This is a genomic window from Rheinheimera sp. ATLC3, assembly GCF_059429535.1.
Genome location: NZ_CM182103.1, coordinates 1256624 through 1274783, shown reverse-complemented (window position 1 = coordinate 1274783; position 18160 = coordinate 1256624). Strand labels below are relative to the sequence as shown.

At 50.0% G+C, this 18160-nt stretch carries 18 protein-coding genes; 4 read left to right on the top strand and 14 right to left on the bottom strand.

Annotated features, from left to right (window positions below; genetic code table 11):
* Positions 1–145 precede the first annotated feature (145 nt).
* The 3 genes from pnp to AC5SV9_RS06000 are packed head-to-tail and all read left to right on the top strand — an operon-like array spanning position 146 to position 4320.
* Entirely contained in the window at positions 146–2275 is a 2130-nt protein-coding gene (gene pnp, locus AC5SV9_RS06010) for a polyribonucleotide nucleotidyltransferase (protein ID WP_226767560.1), read from the top strand.
* The gene (gene nlpI, locus AC5SV9_RS06005) at positions 2256–3161 is read left to right on the top strand and encodes a lipoprotein NlpI (protein ID WP_475147196.1); all 906 of its coding nucleotides are present in this window, start codon (positions 2256–2258) and stop codon (positions 3159–3161) included. The genes pnp and nlpI overlap by 20 nt, the downstream gene beginning before the upstream one ends.
* Positions 3148–4320 (top strand): hypothetical protein, encoded by a 1173-nt coding sequence (locus AC5SV9_RS06000; RefSeq protein ID WP_475147195.1) that lies wholly within the window; start codon positions 3148–3150, stop codon positions 4318–4320. Before nlpI ends, AC5SV9_RS06000 begins: the two co-directional genes overlap by 14 nt.
* 17 nt (positions 4321–4337) lie before the next feature.
* Here AC5SV9_RS06000 and AC5SV9_RS05995 read toward each other — a convergent pair whose 3' ends face one another.
* The 14 genes from AC5SV9_RS05995 to leuS form a co-directional block, all read right to left on the bottom strand.
* Positions 4338–4694 carry a PilZ domain-containing protein gene (locus tag AC5SV9_RS05995; RefSeq protein ID WP_226767563.1) on the bottom strand — a complete coding sequence of 119 codons (357 nt, stop codon included), beginning with the start codon at positions 4692–4694 and terminating at the stop codon, positions 4338–4340.
* Positions 4695–4776: 82 nt separating this feature from the next.
* Complete coding sequence (gene lipA, locus AC5SV9_RS05990; RefSeq protein ID WP_226767564.1) at positions 4777–5742, bottom strand: lipoyl synthase; 966 nt, start codon at positions 5740–5742, stop codon at positions 4777–4779.
* Positions 5735–6442: a lipoyl(octanoyl) transferase LipB gene (lipB, locus tag AC5SV9_RS05985; RefSeq protein WP_475147192.1), complete on the bottom strand. Its 708-nt coding sequence runs from the start codon at positions 6440–6442 to the stop codon at positions 5735–5737. The genes lipA and lipB overlap by 8 nt, the downstream gene beginning before the upstream one ends.
* A 49-nt stretch (positions 6443–6491) precedes the next feature.
* A complete protein-coding gene (gene ybeD / locus AC5SV9_RS05980; protein ID WP_134057305.1) occupies positions 6492–6773 on the bottom strand; it encodes a DUF493 family protein YbeD in 282 nt (93 codons plus the stop codon).
* 112 nt (positions 6774–6885) lie between these two features.
* Entirely contained in the window at positions 6886–8043 is a 1158-nt protein-coding gene (locus tag AC5SV9_RS05975) for a serine hydrolase (protein WP_475147189.1), read from the bottom strand.
* 44 nt (positions 8044–8087) lie between these two features.
* On the bottom strand, positions 8088–8906 hold the full coding sequence (locus tag AC5SV9_RS05970; protein ID WP_475147187.1) for a septal ring lytic transglycosylase RlpA family protein: 819 nt from the start codon (positions 8904–8906) through the stop codon (positions 8088–8090).
* Positions 8906–10024 carry a rod shape-determining protein RodA gene (gene rodA, locus AC5SV9_RS05965; RefSeq protein ID WP_475147185.1) on the bottom strand — a complete coding sequence of 373 codons (1119 nt, stop codon included), beginning with the start codon at positions 10022–10024 and terminating at the stop codon, positions 8906–8908. The genes AC5SV9_RS05970 and rodA overlap by 1 nt, the downstream gene beginning before the upstream one ends.
* Positions 10017–11885, bottom strand: coding sequence for a penicillin-binding protein 2 (gene mrdA / locus AC5SV9_RS05960; protein ID WP_475147182.1), 1869 nt, complete (start codon positions 11883–11885; stop codon positions 10017–10019). The genes rodA and mrdA overlap by 8 nt, the downstream gene beginning before the upstream one ends.
* Before the next feature lie 2 nt (positions 11886–11887).
* Positions 11888–12358 (bottom strand): 23S rRNA (pseudouridine(1915)-N(3))-methyltransferase RlmH, encoded by a 471-nt coding sequence (gene rlmH, locus AC5SV9_RS05955; protein ID WP_134057296.1) that lies wholly within the window; start codon positions 12356–12358, stop codon positions 11888–11890.
* 6 nt (positions 12359–12364) lie between these two features.
* A complete protein-coding gene (gene rsfS, locus AC5SV9_RS05950; RefSeq protein ID WP_134057294.1) occupies positions 12365–12685 on the bottom strand; it encodes a ribosome silencing factor in 321 nt (106 codons plus the stop codon).
* A 62-nt stretch (positions 12686–12747) separates the two neighbouring features.
* Positions 12748–13383, bottom strand: coding sequence for a nicotinate-nucleotide adenylyltransferase (gene nadD, locus AC5SV9_RS05945; protein ID WP_475147180.1), 636 nt, complete (start codon positions 13381–13383; stop codon positions 12748–12750).
* The gene (gene holA / locus AC5SV9_RS05940) at positions 13376–14425 is read right to left on the bottom strand and encodes a DNA polymerase III subunit delta (protein ID WP_475147178.1); all 1050 of its coding nucleotides are present in this window, start codon (positions 14423–14425) and stop codon (positions 13376–13378) included. The genes nadD and holA overlap by 8 nt, the downstream gene beginning before the upstream one ends.
* Positions 14426–14441: 16 nt before the next feature.
* Entirely contained in the window at positions 14442–14921 is a 480-nt protein-coding gene (locus AC5SV9_RS05935) for an LPS-assembly lipoprotein LptE (RefSeq protein ID WP_475147176.1), read from the bottom strand.
* 1 nt (position 14922) lies between these two features.
* On the bottom strand, positions 14923–17514 hold the full coding sequence (gene leuS / locus AC5SV9_RS05930; protein WP_475147174.1) for a leucine--tRNA ligase: 2592 nt from the start codon (positions 17512–17514) through the stop codon (positions 14923–14925).
* A 135-nt stretch (positions 17515–17649) separates the two neighbouring features.
* Here leuS and AC5SV9_RS05925 point away from each other — a divergent pair, with 135 nt between their 5' ends.
* Positions 17650–18132 carry a zinc ribbon-containing protein gene (locus AC5SV9_RS05925; RefSeq protein ID WP_475147172.1) on the top strand — a complete coding sequence of 161 codons (483 nt, stop codon included), beginning with the start codon at positions 17650–17652 and terminating at the stop codon, positions 18130–18132.
* Positions 18133–18160 lie beyond the last annotated feature (28 nt).

Below are 18160 nucleotides of genomic sequence, written 5' to 3'. Positions count from 1 at the left end.
CTTTTTTTATACATAAGACTATTTTTTATCCAAAGTTAACGATTGACTGAACTATCTTTGTGCTTTGGTTACAGAGTATACTAGCACCGTATTAAACGACAAAAATGACATCGCAATTAGGCGATTAAGTAAAGGAAACAAACACGTGACTCCCATCGTAAAATCATTCCCGTTCGGCCAGCATACTTTTACTATTGAAACCGGCGTAATCGCCCGTCAGGCAGATGCCGCAGTTCTGGCCAGCCTGGGTGATACGTCAGTATTAGTAACGGTAGTGGGCAAAAAAGAAGCCAAGCCAGGCCAGGATTTCTTCCCGTTAACGGTAAATTATCAGGAAAAAATGTACGCCGCCGGCCGTATTCCAGGTGGTTTCTTCAAGCGTGAAGGTCGTCCTTCAGAAGGCGAAACACTGATTGCCCGTCTGATTGACCGTCCAATCCGTCCATTATTCCCGGAAGGCTTTACTAACGAAGTACAGGTTGTAGCGACTGTTGTATCGGTACAGCCAGAAATTCAGCCGGATATCGTGGCACTGATCGGTACTTCTGCAGCTTTAGCCATTTCAGGTATTCCATTCAGTGGCCCTATCGGTGCTGCGCGCGTTGGTTATATCAATAACCAGTACGTGTTGAACCCATCAGAAGAAGAGTTGAAAACCTCTAAGCTGGACTTAGTGGTAGCCGGTACAGCAGGCGCGGTGCTGATGGTTGAATCAGAAGCCGGTATTCTGTCTGAAGACGTGATGTTAGGTGCAGTGGTGTATGGCCATGAGCAAATGCAGACAGCCATTAACGCTATCAAAGAGTTTGCCGCTGACGCTGCTAAGCCAGCCTGGAACTGGCAGGCACCTGCTAAAAACGTCACGCTGATCGAAAAAATCGAAGCCATTGCTACAGCCGATTTAGGCGATGCGTACCGTATCACTGAAAAAGCTAAACGTTACGAGCGTATCGGCGAAATCAAAGCAGCATTAGTAGAAAAGTTAACTGCAGAGCTGGCCGAAGACGAAAAACTTGATCTGTTAGAAGTGGGCGAAATTTTCCACAACCTGGAATCAAAAGTTGTACGTGGGCGTATTACCAAAGGTGAACCGCGTATCGATGGCCGTGACCCGGAAATGATCCGTGGTTTAAGCGTGATGACAGGCGTATTACCGCGTACTCACGGTTCTGCCCTGTTTACCCGTGGTGAAACGCAGGCACTGGTAACGGCTACTTTAGGTACAGCCCGTGACGCGCAAACGGTTGATGACTTATTAAGTGCAAAAACCGATACCTTTATGCTGCACTATAACTTCCCTCCGTACTCAGTAGGTGAGACCGGTATGATCGGTTCGCCTAAGCGTCGCGAAATCGGCCACGGCCGTTTAGCTAAACGTGGTGTACAGGCAGTTATGCCGGATTTCAACGAGTTCCCGTACACAGTACGTATCGTATCTGAAATCACTGAATCAAACGGTTCAAGCTCAATGGCGTCTGTATGTGGTTCATCTTTAGCACTGATGGATGCCGGTGTACCAATTAAAGCGTCTGTTGCCGGTATCGCTATGGGCCTGGTTAAAGAAGGCGACGATTTCGTTGTACTGTCAGACATCTTAGGTGATGAAGACCACTTAGGTGACATGGACTTTAAAGTTGCCGGTACGTCTGAAGGTATCACTGCACTGCAGATGGATATCAAAATCGACGGTATTACCAAAGAAATCATGCAGATTGCGCTTAAGCAAGCTAAAGCGGCCCGTCTGCATATTCTGAACGTGATGGATCAGGCGATCAGCGGTCACCGCGAAGAGATGTCTGAATACGCACCGCGTATCTACACCATGAAGATTAACCCGGAGAAAATCCGCGAAGTTATCGGTAAAGGTGGTGCTGTGATCCGTCAAATCACTGAAGAATCAGGCACAACAATTGAGCTGGAAGATGACGGTAGCATTAAAATTGCCGCCACTACAGCGAAAGCGGCGCAAATTGCTATTGATAAGATCAATGCTATTACTGCTGAAATTGAAGTTGGCGCTATTTATCAGGGTGAAGTTGTACGTATCGTAGACTTCGGTGCTTTTGTTAATGTGTTGCCAGGTAAAGATGGTCTGGTACATATTTCACAAATCTCTGATGAGCGTGTAAATAATGTATCTGAGCACTTAACTGTTGGCCAGAAGGTTGCTGTTAAGGTACTGGAAGTTGACAAGCAGGGCCGTGTTCGTTTGAGCATTAAAGAAGCGAATGCCAAGCCAGCTACTGAGTCTGCCAATGCTGAAGAAAATGCCTGATAGGCTGCTAAGCCGGGTAGCGCCTCTGGCGCTGCTGGCTACTCTGGTCGGAGGCTGTGCAGCACAGCCTCCGGCTGTTAACTGGCTTACGCCAGAACCACTGGCGGTGTCGTATCGCACTGAGCTGGCTATAGCGCGGTTAAGTGAAATACTGTATCGCGCCGAATTATCAGAAGAGCAGTCTGCTCAGTTGTACTATGACCGTGGCGTCATGTACGACAGTGTTGGCTTGCGCACGCTGGCCCGGCTGGACTTTATGCGGGCGTTACGTTTAAAGCCTGATATGGCCGATGCCTACAACTTCGTCGGTATTCATCATACGGTCAGTGGCGATTTTAATTCAGCTTTTGAAGCCTTTGATTCTGCATTAGAACTGGCACCAGAGCATGAGTTTGCTTATTTAAACCGCGGTATTGCTTTGTATTATGCAGATAAGACTGAGCTGGCTGTTGCCGATTTTGAGCGTTTCCTGGCGTTAAAGCCAGCGGATGCTTACCGTATGATTTGGTTATATCTGGCGCAAAGCGAACTGTCAGCTGACGCTGCTATCAACCAGCTGAAACAGAATATGCAGGCGTTGGATCAGGCCGAATGGTCGACCAACATAGTGCGTTTTCTGGCCGGTGAGATGACTGAAAAAGCATTGCTCGATAGCGTGCTTAAAGACCTGTCTAGTCAGCAACTGCTGGCAGAGCGGTTATGCGAAGTGTATTTCTACCTGGCAAAATGGCATGAAAGCCATGGCGAGCCAGAAAAGGCGCTTGAATACTATAAGCAGGTATTGGCAACGAATGTATTTGAATTTGTTGAGCACCGCTATGCCAGACTGGAAATGGCCAGATTGCGTGGCGAGGCAGAAACTGTTAACGAGTATGAAGAGCCCTGAGCTTATCACGCCCTATTATTTAAAAAGCCGGTTTACCGGCTTTTTTGCTTTTTTGCTGCTTAGCGCTTGTCAGCCCCAAACCCCTGACCAATCAGAGTTGATGAAACAGGCCAGGCATGAACCGGCGATTGCCATGCAACTTGCCGCTGAGCGACTTGCCCGTGGTGAGTATGATGCTGCCTTAGAGTGGTTCCGGCAGGCCGCAAGCCTTGGCAATGTCGCTGCACTGGAGCATGCCTTACAGTTGCAACAGCGTCAACAGGGCAAGCTGGCTACCGCTGCCTGGCTACAACAGCAGATAAAAGCCGGTACGATTGATGCAGGGATAGTAAAGCCTGAACAGCGCTCAGAACTGGGGCTGTGGCCAGACAATGCCCCCGTTGTTAGCGGATTAACATCAGCAGCAGGCTGTGCGTTATCATTGCAGCCAGTGGTTACGCAGCAAGCAGGTGTGAACACCTGGCAGCAATTGCTACAGCTCTGGCAGCAAGACAGGCAACTGTCGCAGTTGCCGGTATGCTTTTTACCAGTACACAGGGTGAACAGCCCGGCGTTGGCATGCTCTGAAGACAGCAACACTTTGTTGCAGTGTAACTATCCGGTATTGGATGCGCTTGTTGCTGAGGGCAGTTTCAGTCAGTTGATTGTGATTGCCGGCCGCGGTAAGGCTAGTTATAACAATGGTATCCTGCAGCTGCCGGATAACGCAGACATCGCATTACTTCGGCATGAATTTATGCATATTTTAGGCTTTATTGATGAGTATGCGCTGGCGCACGCTACGGCAGAAGAAGTATGCCGCCCGGGTAAGATACATCCTAATCTGGTGTTGGCGACAGATGTTGAGGCTTACGTTCAGCGTTGGAACCTGACCAAGACGCCTGTTCTTACCGCCGTTGATACCTGCCAGGCAGTTAATATGCAGGCGTACAGAGTCATTGCAGAAGATAATGTTATGCGGTTCTATGAATTGCCGTTACCTGATCACTATTTTCAGCTGATGCAGCGTATGCTGCACCAACCGGAAGAATTGATGCCGGTGCAGTATTATTTTGCTTATCTGGCGCGGCAGCGGCAAGACTGGCAGAAGTGGCAACAATTTATGCAGCAGGCGTCAATGCTCGGCTACGCTGAGGCAGCACAGGCCCTGGCTCCCTGACTACTGTTAAAAGGCGTCTAGTGCTCGCTGAGTTCGGAAAGTTCTCTGCTCAGCAGCTCGGCATCGCCCAGGTTCAGCTCCAGTAATCGGCGCAGGTGGGATACACTTTCGATATCAATTTTTTCGCAGTGCAAGCCAACGACATTGCCGGATTCATGCGCAACGCTCACTTTCATTGTAAGCTCAACCGGTAAATCATTTAGCTGAATACGCAGTTGCATCAGCTTTGGTAAAGAAGGTGGCCATTGCTCCGGCTTTTTAATCAGGGCGCCTTGCAGTGATAAATCCAGCACTTCGGTACTTAAGCTGTGGCTACCGATATCAAGATGAGCAAAGCCTTTAAAACTGACCCGGCTAAAACGTCTGTTGTCCATCGTGTCCCCCAATGATGCTGTTAGAAGCATAGCGGCTTTCAGTTAAAAGAACAGCCGCTGGTAACTATTCAAAAGCCTGATATCAGCCGATGTCTTCACCCGCGGCCTGACGATCTGCGTGGTAGCTGGAGCGCACGAAAGGCCCGCTGGCGACGTGTTTAAAGCCCAGCTCATAAGCAATACGTTTGATCTCGTCAAACTCGGCCGGTGGCATATAACGTTTTACCGGCAGGTGGTGTTTGCTTGGTTGCAGATATTGGCCAACAGTCAGCATATCGACATCGTGTTCGCGTAGATCCTTTAATACCTCAATCAGCTCTTCGGTAGTTTCGCCTAAACCTACCATCAGGCCCGATTTTGTCGCCACATTAGGATGGGCAGCTTTATAACGTTTTAACAGTTGCAGTGACCACTTGTAGTCTGCTCCTGGCCGAGCCAGCTTATACAAGCGCGGTGCTGTTTCCAGGTTATGGTTAAACACATCTGGTGGCGTTTGCGTCAGGATATCCAGCGCAGTGTCCATGCGGCCACGAAAGTCTGGTACCAGTACTTCAATCTTAATTGCTGGATTGTGCTTACGGATTTCGGTAATACAGTCGGCAAAATGCTGGGCACCACCATCGCGCAGGTCGTCGCGGTCTACTGAGGTGATCACCACATATTTCAATTTCATATCACGGATGGTCAACGCCAGCTTTTCCGGCTCTTCAGCGCTGGGTGGTAATGGCCGGCCATGCGCAACATCACAAAACGGGCAGCGGCGGGTACAAATAGCGCCCAGGATCATAAAGGTAGCAGTACCGTGGTTAAAGCACTCTGTCAGGTTAGGGCAAGCGGCTTCTTCACATACTGAATGCAGGCCATGCTTACGTAACGCACCTTTTATCTGGTCAATACGCTCAGAGCTTTTCGGTAGCTTAATTTTAAGCCACTCTGGTTTGCGCAGCATTTGATCCGGTTCAGTAGGTAGTACTTTTACCGGTATCAGTGCCATTTTATCTGCGTCACGCAGTTTTACGCCTGGTTCCATACGTGCAGTTTTAGTCATTTTGCCAGTCTAACCCTGTGGTGTGCTGCAGTGTTGCTACATTCAGTTGCCGCTGAAAACACTGCACTATTCGTTGTTTGGCCTCTGCAACACTTTGCGGGCCGCCTAAATCTTTGCATTGGATCATTTGCATGCCGGCATAACCACAGGGGTTAATGCGTAAAAACGGGCTTAAATCCATATCTACATTCAGTGCCAGGCCGTGAAAGGTACAGCCTTTACGCACTCTGAGGCCAAGCGATGCAATTTTGGCTTCATTCACATAAACACCAGGCGCATCTGCCTTGGCATACGCTGTAATACCATATGCAGCCAGCAGCTCAATCAGTACTTGCTCAAGCAATGTAACCAGGGCGCGAACACCCAGATTGCGACGTTTCAGATCCAGCAGTACGTAAACCACTAACTGGCCCGGGCCGTGGTATGTTACCTGGCCGCCGCGGTCTACTCTGACAACGGGAATATCGCCGGGTAACAGCAGGTGTTCTTCTTTTCCGGCCTGGCCCTGGGTAAATACTGGCTGATGCTCAAGCAGCCATAACTGATCTAACGTTTGCTCATTACGCTGATCAGTAAATTGCTGCATGGCTTGCCATACGGTGGTGTAGTCCTCTGTGCCCAGCTCTCTTATTAACAACTGCCGGGTCACGTCGGCTCCTGCGGTCACTGTATCTTCGGCTTGTACTGATTCGGTTTGCATTATACTGCCTTATGCGCTGAATACGAATGGCCTGGAAACAGGTCGTATCTTACAGTACGTAGCGTACCAGCTCTATTTTGCCAAGCTCAGTGTACAGCAGTTCGATATGCTGCTTGCTGGTGACGGTAACACTGACTGATACAGAGTGATAGTTGCCTTTGCTGCTGGGTTTTACGGCCGGGCTATAATCACCGGCATCAGTGTGCTGGCGCACTACTGCCATGACCTGATCAACCAATGCATCATCGGCCAGCCCAAGTACTTTAAAACTGAACTGGCAAGGAAACTCCAGATATTCATCAAACTTGGTGTTCTTTACTTCGTGTGCCATTTTACTCTCACTATCGCACTGCAGGCTTTGGCCTGATTAAACAGGGTTAATTGTAACAAAAAGTCCCGGACAATGCCGGGACTTAGTAGCGAAAAGCTAATGTGGTGCCGGATTAATTAAATTGCATCTTGATATAGTCAATCATACGGCTGAAAAAACCACCTTCGGCGATATCTTCCAGCGCCACTAACGGGTAAGTACCAATGTCTTCATCGTTAAGTTTTAAGTAAACAGTACCAAGTTGCTGGCCCTTGGTTATGGGGGCGATAAGTTCCTGATTCAAGGTGAAGTCAGCTTGCAGGTTTTTACGCTGGCCGCGTGGTATCGTGATCTGTACCGCTTGTAATATACCTAAGCGGATCGTTTCTTTATCGCCTTGCCAGATACGCTGTTCAGCAAACTGTTCGCCTGCCTGATAGGGCGTAATGGTTTCAAAAAAGCGAAAACCGTAAGTTAACAGCTTTTTGTTCTCAGCCGCACGTGCCTGTTCGCTGGCTGTACCCATGACAACAGAGATAAGCCGCATACCGTCGCGCGTTGCTGAGGTAATCAGGCTAAATCCTGCTTCGTCTGTATGACCGGTTTTAATACCATCAACATCAAGGCTGCGATCCCACAGCAAGGAGTTACGATTGTATTGCTTGATGTTGTTATAGCTAAACTCTTTATGCGAGTAGATTTCATACTCGTCTGGTACATCACGGATCATGGCGGCAGATAAAATGGCCATATCCCGTGGTGTAGTAAAGTTTTCCGCACTTGGTAAGCCGTGAGCATTACCAAACCGGCTGCTGTGCATACCAAGACGCTGGGCATGGGCATTCATTAAATCGACAAAAGCGCTTTCGCTGCCGGCAATATGCTCTGCCATCGCGACACAAGCATCGTTACCTGATTGAATAATAATGCCTTTATTTAAATCAGCTACAGATACCTGCGTACCGACTTCAATGAACATCAGTGACGAGCCAGGAAAGTTTTTTGCCCAGGCATTCTTGCTTATGGTAACCATGTCCGTATTGGTAATATTGCCGTTTTTAAGTTCGGTACCAATGACGTAGCTGGTCATCATCTTGGTCAGGCTGGCTGGAGCCAGTGACATATCGGCGTTGTTCTCTGCCAGCACTTTGCCGGTGTCGAAATCAATCAGGATATGTCCTTTTGCTGCAACTTCCGGCGGCTGTGGCGTGACACTCTGAGCTTGTGCAGTCAGGCTGATGCTGGCGAATGTAAGGGCGGCGACGGAGAAAACATGGCAATAACTATTCATGAGACCTGTTCTTTTATTTTATAGAAAGTGAAGGTTAATAACGTTTAACTACACAACCGGCTGTCGGAAAAATAAGCCGACGGGAAGCTTCCTGCTTTTAGCTGGGTAAGCCAGCGCTGTGCTTGTTGTTTATCGGTTGTAGGACCAACCAGCAGACGAAAAATTCCGCTGGCCGGACGAATTTCTGTTGGCAACGCCTGTTGCTGCTTCAACTGCCGTTGCAATTGCTGCAGTTTATTGTTGTCACTGCTGGCAAATACCTGAATAAAGCACTGTTCAGGCTCTGCCGTTTGCAGTTGTGCCAACATTGCCGGCGACTGTAACAGCTCGAGCTGAACTCTGGCTGTACCTTGCTGCAACATGCCAAGTTTACTGGCTGCCGAGTATGACAAGTCAATAATGCGATCGCGATGAAACGGGCCGCGATCATTTACCCGGACAATAGCTGTTTGTTTATTATCCAGGTTAGTCACCCTGACATACGAAGGCAGGGGCAAAGTTTTATGCGCCGCCGTCATGCCGAACATATTATAGGTTTCGCCGTTAGATGTCAGGTGGCCATGAAATTTATTGCCATACCATGAAGCTATACCAACCTCTGCATGTTGCGTCGCACCGACCATGGGGGTGTAATTTTGCCCAAACAGATTGTAAGGCTTGTTACCGCCACGGCTGAGTGGTTCAGCCTGCGGCGTTGGGTCTGTCATTTCCAGTAACGTAGGCAGGCGCTGAGGAATACTGTCCTTTTGCTGATGATAGCGGCCGGCATTCGGTTCGTCTGAGCTACTGGCCGAGTACTGTCGTTTACTGCTGCAAGAGGCCAGAAGACAAACACTGCATAAGGTTAAAAGAATATACTTCATCAAGGCGCTGCCAAAATTCGTTTGTGTGTGCCCACTGACATTATTACACCAAAAGCTGCCAGCAGTGTCACCATCGATGTACCACCATAACTTATCAGAGGTAGCGGCACACCGACAACGGGCAGTAATCCTGAAACCATGCCAATATTGACAAAAACATACACAAAAAACGTCAGTGTGAAGCTGCCTGCCACCAATTTGCTGTAATTATCCTGAGCCTGACTGGCGATAAACATACAACGGCCAATAATAAAAAGGTACAAGCTTAACAGTACCAGCACCCCTAACAAGCCGATTTCTTCACTGATAACGGCAAAGATAAAGTCAGTATGGCGTTCAGGTAAAAACTCGAGTTGCGATTGGGTGCCCTGCAGATAACCTTTACCTTCAAGCCCACCTGAGCCGATAGCTATTTTGGACTGAATGATATGGTAGCCTGAACCGAGCGGATCACTTTCCGGGTTAAGGAAAGTCAGCACGCGCTGGCGCTGATAATCATGCATCAGAAATAACCAAAGCACTGGTAAAAACGCTGAGATAACGGCCGCAACAAAGGCAATAATGCGCCAGCTCATGCCGGACATAAACAAGACAAACACCCCGGCGGCTGCAATCAGAATAGATGTGCCCAGATCAGGTTGTTTGGCAATCAGTAACGTTGGGACCGCGCACATCATAAAGCCAACCAACAGGTGCCATAATCTGGGGGGCAGGCTGTGCGATGAGATAAACCAGGCAACTGCCATGGGCACTGCCAGTTTCATCACTTCAGACGGTTGAAACTTCATAAAGCCTAAATCGAGCCAGCGCTGCGCGCCTTTGCCGACATGGCCTACCAGTAATACTGCGACCAGCAGTGCCAGCCCTGCCAGAAACAGCGGTAACGACCAGCGTTTTAATGTTTGGGGCTTGACCTGGGCAATAGCAGTCATCACCGCCAGTGCCACACCAAGGCGCACCAGCTGCGCTTCCATCATTGCAATATTCTGCCCGGAAGCGCTGTACAGGATGGTCAGGCCAAAGCCCATCAGGGCCAGTAACCCAAGCAGCAGCGGGCCATCTATATGAAACATCGCCAGCCTGCTGCGTCTGGCATTTTCATTAAACTGCTCATTCATCGCTGTTCACCCCGGCTGTGAAGTAATAGTCCAGCATCTGGCGTGCTATCGGCGCGGCATTGCTGCCACCACCACCGGCGTTTTCCAGCGCTACTGCTATAACGATGCTTGGGTTATCATAAGGTGCGTAACCAATATACATCGCATTGTCGCGCAGCCGCTCGTCAATCGCCTCAGCATCATATTTTGCATCCTGAGCGATAGCCGCTAATTGCGCAGTACCCGTTTTGCCTGCAGCGTCATAACTGGCACCGATAAAAGCTCTGTGTGCCGTGCCACCAAGATCTTTAACGGTGCGGTGCATCGTATCCATCACAATTTGCCAGTTACTTTCTTTTACCACTTCAATTACGGGTTGCAGAGCCGGGGCGTGCTCAGTTTTGTTTTTATCATCGCTAAAGGCGGTGACCAGATGCGGAGTAGGTAATTTACCCTGATTTAGAATGACAGAGGTCGCCACAATTAACTGTAATGGTGTAGTCGTCCAGTAACTTTGGCCAATGCTCAGAGGCACTGTATCGCCGGGATACCAGGGCTGGTTATGACGCGCCCTTTTCCAACCCCGGGACGGCATAATGCCGCTGCTTTCTTCCAGAATATCGATACCGGTTTTTTCACCGAAGCCCATTTTGCTCATGTAATCTGAGATACGATCGACCCCCAACTTAATGCCAAGCTCATAAAAGAAGGTATCGCAGCTTTTCATAATAGCGGTGTACACATCAACCCAGCCGTGGCCCCAGCGCAGATGGTCGCGAAAGCGGTGATCACTGTTCGGCAACATAAAGTAGCCCGGATCCCATATTTTCGTTGCCGGCGTGATAGTGTTGGTTTCAAGCCCCAGCAGGGCCAGATGCGGTTTAATTGTCGAGGCCGGTGGGTAGGTGCCCTGTGTTACGCGGTTAATTAACGGCCGGTCACGCGAATTCAGCAGTGCGCTGTAGTTGGCAGAGCTGATACCGTGCACAAATAAATTCGGGTCATAGCTTGGGTTACTGTAAAACGCCAGTATCGCCCCATCACGCGGGTCCATTGCCACTATCGCGCCACGCTGCTCTTTTAGCACTTGCTGCGCTGTCAGCTGCAAACCGACATCCAGGCCCAGATGTATATTTTGTCCGGATACCGCAGGCACAGAGCGCAGTACCCGGATAAGCCGGCCACGGTTATTCACCTCTACTTCCTGATAACCCATGGTGCCGTGCAGCTCGCGTTGATAAAAGCGCTCCAGGCCAATTTTGCCAATATCGCGGCTGGCAGCGTAGTTTGCTGCTTCACCATCTGCATCCAGCTGTTGTAGCTCACGGGTATTTATTTTGCCGATATAACCTAAAGCATGGGTAAATAAATCGCCGAACGGATAATGCCGGCTTAAGCGGGCCTCCACGGTCACACCGGGAAACCTGTGCTGATTCGCTGCCAGGATAGCAACTTCGGTGTCATCTAACTGTTCTTTCAGTGCAATACTGTTAAAACGACGCTGGGCTTTTACCTGTTTTAAAAAACTTTCTGTCTGTTCAGGGCTAAGTTCAATCAGTTCTGACAGGCTGGTCAGCGTCGCGGCCATGTCCTTGATTTGTTCCGGTACCAATTCTAATGAAAAGACCGGTTTATTCTCAGCCAGTAAAATGCCGCTGCGGTCATAAATCAGGCCGCGGTTAGGCGCCATGGGGACTACCTTGATGCGGTTACCTTCGGAACGGGTCTGGTAATCCTGATACGATACGACCTGCAGCTGGTATTGATTAAAGATGATGAGACAAAACAACACTACCACTATCAGCATTGCTACCACGGCCCTGCGGTTAAACAGTCGGGCTTCGGCAGCAAAATCCTGAATGGCAACGCGCTTTTTTAACATCTTTACTCGCGATGGTACGGGTGATTAGTACAGATGCTCCAGGCGCGGTACAGACTTTCAGCCAATACAACGCGAACCAGAGGGTGGGGTAACGTCAGGGCCGATAAAGACCATTTCTCTTCACTGGCGGCGATACAGGCCGGTGCCAACCCTTCCGGACCACCAACCAGTAAACAGACATCACGGCTATCAAGTTGCCATTGCGTCAAACGCGTCGCAAGTTGCGGGCTGCTCCAATTGTCGCCCGTTACTTCCAGCGTGACAATTCTGCTGCCCCGGGGAACGGCGGCCAGCATTTTTTCGCCTTCCTGCTCCAGGATGCGTTTTATATCAGCATTTTTGCCGCGTTTACCTGCCGGGATCTCAATCAGTTCCAGTGCTAAATCTCTGGGAAAGCGGCGGGCGTATTCTTCATAGCCGCTTTGTACCCAGGCAGGCATTTTACTACCAACAGCAATCAGTATTAACTTCATACCGGCTTAGGCGCTCCAAAGCTTTTCCAACTGATAAAAACTGCGGCTTTCTTCCAGCATTACGTGCACTACTACATCGTCCAGATCTAATAATACCCACTCGCCTGAGCTCTGGCCCTCTATACCCAATGTTGCGATGCCTGCTTTTTTCACTTCGGCGGCAACATAATCGGCGATAGATTTGGTGTGGCGGTTAGATGTGCCTGAGCACACTATCATAAATTCAGTGACGCTGGATTTTCCACGTACGTCTATAGCCACGATATCACGGCCTTTCATATCGTCGATTTTGTCCTGAATAAAACTTACCAGCTCGGTTGTCTGCACCCTGATTCCTCTGCGCATTAAAAAGGCGCTATTTTAGCATAGTTTGGGCGTGGTGATAGCTCTTACGCCTGATAGAGTTGTTGTAACTGAATATAGTTCAATACGGCAGGATCTAAAGCGCTACTGGCTGCTCTGTTGTGCTGTAGTTGGCAGCGAATATCTGTCGCGCTGATAGCAGATAGCGGGTTATCCAGCAGCAATATGCCACCCACTGTTGATTGTTGCAGCGCTGCCATATCGTCCACGCCATATTGCTGCAGTAAAAACGGTGCATCACCATCGGTTGCCTGATACCCCGGGCGTTCGCAGACGAGCAGATGAGCCAGTTTTAAGATAAGCGGCCAGTTTTTCCACTGCCGGAAATAACACAGCGAGTCCATGCCAATAATAAAGTAAAAGCGGCTGTCTGGCTCGCGCTGGTGCAGCAACTGCAGGCTGTCAACGGTGTATGAGGGGCTCTGCTTATCAAGTTCAAGCCGTTCCAGCGCCAGTTTGGGGTAACCGGCAATTGCCAGCTGTACCATGGCAGCACGCTGCTCTGCACTGACACCCGGCGTAGCGCGGTGTGGCGGCAGATGACAGGGCATTAGTCTGACTGTGTCGAGGCTACACTGGCGCTGAACATAATCGGCACAACTAATATGGCCGTTGTGAACCGGGTCGAAGGTACCACCCAGAATACCGATATGCTTAGTCATAAACGGCCTGTTGTTGTAGCGAAAACGCTTTGGGCACGGGTTTGACAAACAGCGTCACTAAATGCGCCAGTGCAACATCAGTGTGATCAAGCTGACCTGCTTTGTATAACCGGTCAAATGCCGCCAGTTCCTGCAGTAAATAATCCAGCCAGGCCAGAGATAAACGTTTTAGCGCATTTTGATACAGTGGCTGGCGCTTAGGCCATATTGCCAGGCTTTTATAAAGCTCGTTGATATTCTGTTGCCATTGGCCGGCCTGCTGCAGTTGACGCAGTTGCAGCACTTCTTTTTGTAGTTGCCAGGCAATAATCACCGGCTCAGTATCCTGCTGACACAGCCGCTGCAGCCGGTGCAGCGCCTCATCAGCCTGCCCCTGTAAAATGGCATCGACCAGCTGAAACACAGTAAAGCTGGAATGATCCGCCAGAAACTGCGCCAACACAGTGGCATCCAGTGGTTGCGGCAGATCTGCCAGTGTAAGTTTCTCCAGCTCCTGTCTGGCGGCCAGCAAATTACCGGCACAGTGCTGCTGCAACAATGCTAAGGCATCACTGCTAAGTTGCAGCTTTAACTGACGGGCGCGCTCACGTAGCCACTGTTGGCTCTGCCTCTCGTCCAGGGCATAAACAGGGATCTGAACAGCCTGATTTTGTAACTGTTTAAACCACGCCAGTTTGCTGACATCACTGTGGCTGCGCTCACCGTGGATCAGCAAAATAATGTCGCTATGCAACTGCTGAGGCAGCGCTTTGAGGGCATCATTTGCCGCAGCAGATAATTTTTGCTGAGACAGTTCGAGTTCAATCAGACGCCGCTCTGAGAACAGCGACATGGCCTGTAATTCGTTACTGAGCAAATTCCAGTCAAATTGCGCATCAGCAGTCAGACTGATGCGTTCAGTGTAGCCTTGTGTCTTTGCCGTTGCCCGAATTGCATCTATTGCTTCGAGCTTTTGCAGTGGTTCATCGCCAAACAGCAGATAACAAGGCGCCAGCGTACCGCTTAAGTGTTGTGGTAATTGGTTGGCATACAGCTTCTGCATCAGCGTGCCAGTTGCATCAGTGCAGCCTGGCCAATTGACGCATAATGCGGTTGGCCGCTTGTTGACGCAGCTCTGCCAGCATCAGCTCCAGCTCTTTGGTTTTTGCTAAAGCCTGATTCGGGTCGTCCTGGTAATCACGGAACAGTTCAAACTGGTACTGCTGCGGCTCGCCGTTGGGCATCGTCAGCGCGTAACGAACTTTATAAATCAATTCGTATTCGGCGACCTGACCATTTGGAAACAATGATAAGGTGCGCCGCTCCAGCGTATCGTCAATCAGCTGCAACATAGGCGCGGTTTGCTGGTAACTTTGCAGCAATTCCACCTTATTACGCTCTAACCGCTCGGCTACCAGTGCGGCCAGCTCAGAGTGACGCTGGCTCTGGATATACATGGCCGGAAAGTGGCTCAGCGGTAGATCGCCACGCAAATGAAGGCCGCAGCTGCTTAGCAGCAGGCTGCCAAGCAGGGCCAGAACTACGCTGAAGCGGGCCATCTTAGCCCACCACCAGATTAAGCAGCTTACCCGGTACGTAAATCACTTTACGTATGCTAACACCTTCGAGGTGACGGCTTACGTTCTCGTCGGCCTGAGCAGTACTTAGTACTGTATCCTGATCAGCATCAGCGGCAACGGTTACTTTGCCACGGACTTTGCCATTCACCTGTACTACTACAAGTTTTTCATCTTCTACCATGGCTGTGTCGTCTGCCACTGGCCAGGGGGTTTGCTCAATACCGGTTTGCTGGCCCAGTTGTGTCCATAAATACTGTGCCACATGCGGCGTAATAGGGTTCAGCATTTGCAACAGAGCCAATACAGCTTCGTTCATTACTGCGCGGTCAAGCTCTGTGGCCAGGCTGGCTTTTTGCAGCTTGTTGCTTAGCTCCATAATCGCCGCGATGGCGGTGTTAAAGGTGTAGCGGCGGCCAATGTCATCCGATACCTTGGCGATGGTTTTATGCAGCTCACGGCGTAATGTTTTTTGCTCGTTATTCAGTGCAGTGATATCCAGTTTGCCAACATTACCTGCGCCAGCAAAATCGCTGACCAGCGTGTAAATACGCTTAATAAACCGGTGTGCACCTTCTACTGCTGAGTCTGACCACTCCAGCGTTTGCTCTGGTGGTGCGGTAAACATCATAAACAGACGCACAGTATCGGCACCGTACAGATCGATAACTTTTTGCGGGTCGATACCATTGTTCTTCGATTTCGACATCTTGCTCATGCCGGATGCCACAACTGGTTGACCGTCAGTATTTAATATGGCTTTAACAACCCGGCCTTTGTCATCACGCTCTACGCTGACATCCTGCGGCGAGAACCACTGTTTGCCGCCGTTTTCCGTGTCACGGTAGAAGGTTTCCGCCAGCACCATCCCCTGACACAGCAAGCGTTTAAAAGGCTCATCCGATTGCACCAGGCCGACGTCCCGTAGCAGCTTGTGGAAGAACCGGCTGTACAGCAGGTGTAAAATAGCGTGCTCGATACCGCCGATATACTGGTCGACCGGCAGCCAGTAGTTGGCTTTTGACGGGTCCAGCATGGCTTTATCATGGTCAGGGCTACAGTAACGGGCATAGTACCAGCTGGACTCCATAAAGGTGTCGAAGGTATCGGTCTCATGAAAAGCTTCACTGCCGTTGTACGTCGTTTTGGCCCACTCCGGGTCTGCTTTGATGGGCGACGTGACGCCATCCATTACCACATCTTCGGGCAGTCGCACCGGTAATTGATCTTCTGGCACCGGTACCTGGCTACCATCCGCCAGGTTTAACATCGGGATAGGCGCACCCCAGTAACGCTGGCGCGATACGCCCCAGTCGCGCAGACGGTAGTTTACCTTAACTTCGCCACGGCCCATCGCCGCAAGCTTGGCAGCGATCGCGTTAAAAGCCGTCTCAAAGTCTGCACCATCAAACTCTGCAGAGTTAATCAGTACGCCTTTTTCGGTAAAAGCAGCTTTGGTTAAATCACATTCCAACTGGGCGTCAGCCGCCGGGCGCACTACTTGCTTGACGGCTAAGTTGTATTTACCGGCAAATTCGTAGTCGCGCTGATCATGGCCGGGTACAGCCATCACAGCACCTGAACCGTAGTCCATCAGTACAAAGTTAGCGACCCACACCGGTACCTGTTCACCGGTCAGCGGATGCACGGCATAAATACCGGTCGCACAGCCTTTCTTCTCCATAGTGGCAAGTTCTGCTTCGGCCATTTTTCCGCCTTTGCAGTCTTCAATAAAGGCTGCCAGTGCCGGGTTAGACTGCGCGGCTTGCTGTGCCAGCGGGTGCTGCGCTGCTACAGCGACATAGGTAACACCGTACAGGGTGTCCGGACGGGTGGTGTAAACGGTTAGGCTATCGCTGCTGCCGGCAATGTCAAAGCGGATTTCTACCCCTTCTGAGCGGCCAATCCAGTTTTTCTGCATGGTTTTAACCTGCTCAGGCCAGCCGTCCAGCTGATCCAGATCCTGCAGTAACTCTTCGGCATAAGCGGTAATACGGATAAACCACTGCGCTAATTCGCGCTGTTCTACTAAAGCACCTGAGCGCCAGCCCCGGCCATCAATAACCTGTTCATTGGCCAATACGCACTGGTCAACCGGGTCCCAGTTAACCGTGGCCATTTTTTTGTAAACCAGGCCTTTTTCATACAGTTTAGTGAAGAACCATTGCTCCCACTTGTAATACTCTGGTTTACAGGTCGCCAGTTCACGGCTCCAGTCGTAGCCAAAACCCAGCCGTTTTAGCTGGTTACGCATGTAATCAATATTTTCGTAGGTCCACTTAGCGGGTGCCGTTTTGTTGTTTATTGCAGCGTTTTCGGCCGGTAAACCAAACGCATCCCAGCCCATAGGTTGCATAACGTTTTTGCCCTGCATACGCTGAAAGCGGCTGACAACATCACCGATGGTGTAATTGCGCACATGGCCCATATGCAATCGCCCGCTTGGGTAAGGAAACATAGACAAGCAGTAAAACTTCTCTTTATTCGCATCTTCAGTCACTTTAAAAGCGCTGGTCTGTTCCCATTGCTGCTGCAGAGCAGTTTCAATCTGCTGCGGGTTATATTGTTCTTGCATTCAGGTCTTCCGGAAAAGGGGGTTAATACGGCTGCGTTGATAGCAGCAAAAAAGTGGCTATAGCATACCGCAGAGCCGTTTTGACAACAACAAGCAGCGTATTGTCTATACTGGTTTTAAACCAATGGAGGGGCTATGGCCGATTTTGTAAAGAAGTATCAGCGCTGGTTAAACGAGTTTAATCACACCCTGCGCGAGGCTCAGCAGCAGCAATTAAATAACATGGTCGATTTTGTCTCAGAGCTTAAAGCTTATGCAAAAGCCGGCAAAGAACTGAGCGCCTATGAAACACAGCTGTTTATCGAAACTTTTAAAAGGCAGTGGCATGAGTATGTTGAAACACAGGATCAGCAACCTGATGATGACATACCATCGCTGTGGCCTGAAGCGTTGTGGCAGGAGCTGAGTAATATTACTGATAAAAGCCAGCTGGAATGGCAGGAACTGACGCAGGATTTCAGACATAAAGGGGTGTATTTTCAAGGTGAAATGGTTGGTATGGGGCGCTACCGCTGTGAGAAGTGTCTGACACATATCGACTACACACATCCGGCACCGTTATTGGCTTGCAGTCATTGTGGCGGTGTGCAGTTTTTCCGGGAAGGCCTGCCAGTATAAGCGCAGGTTGTAGCGGGGCATTATTGTT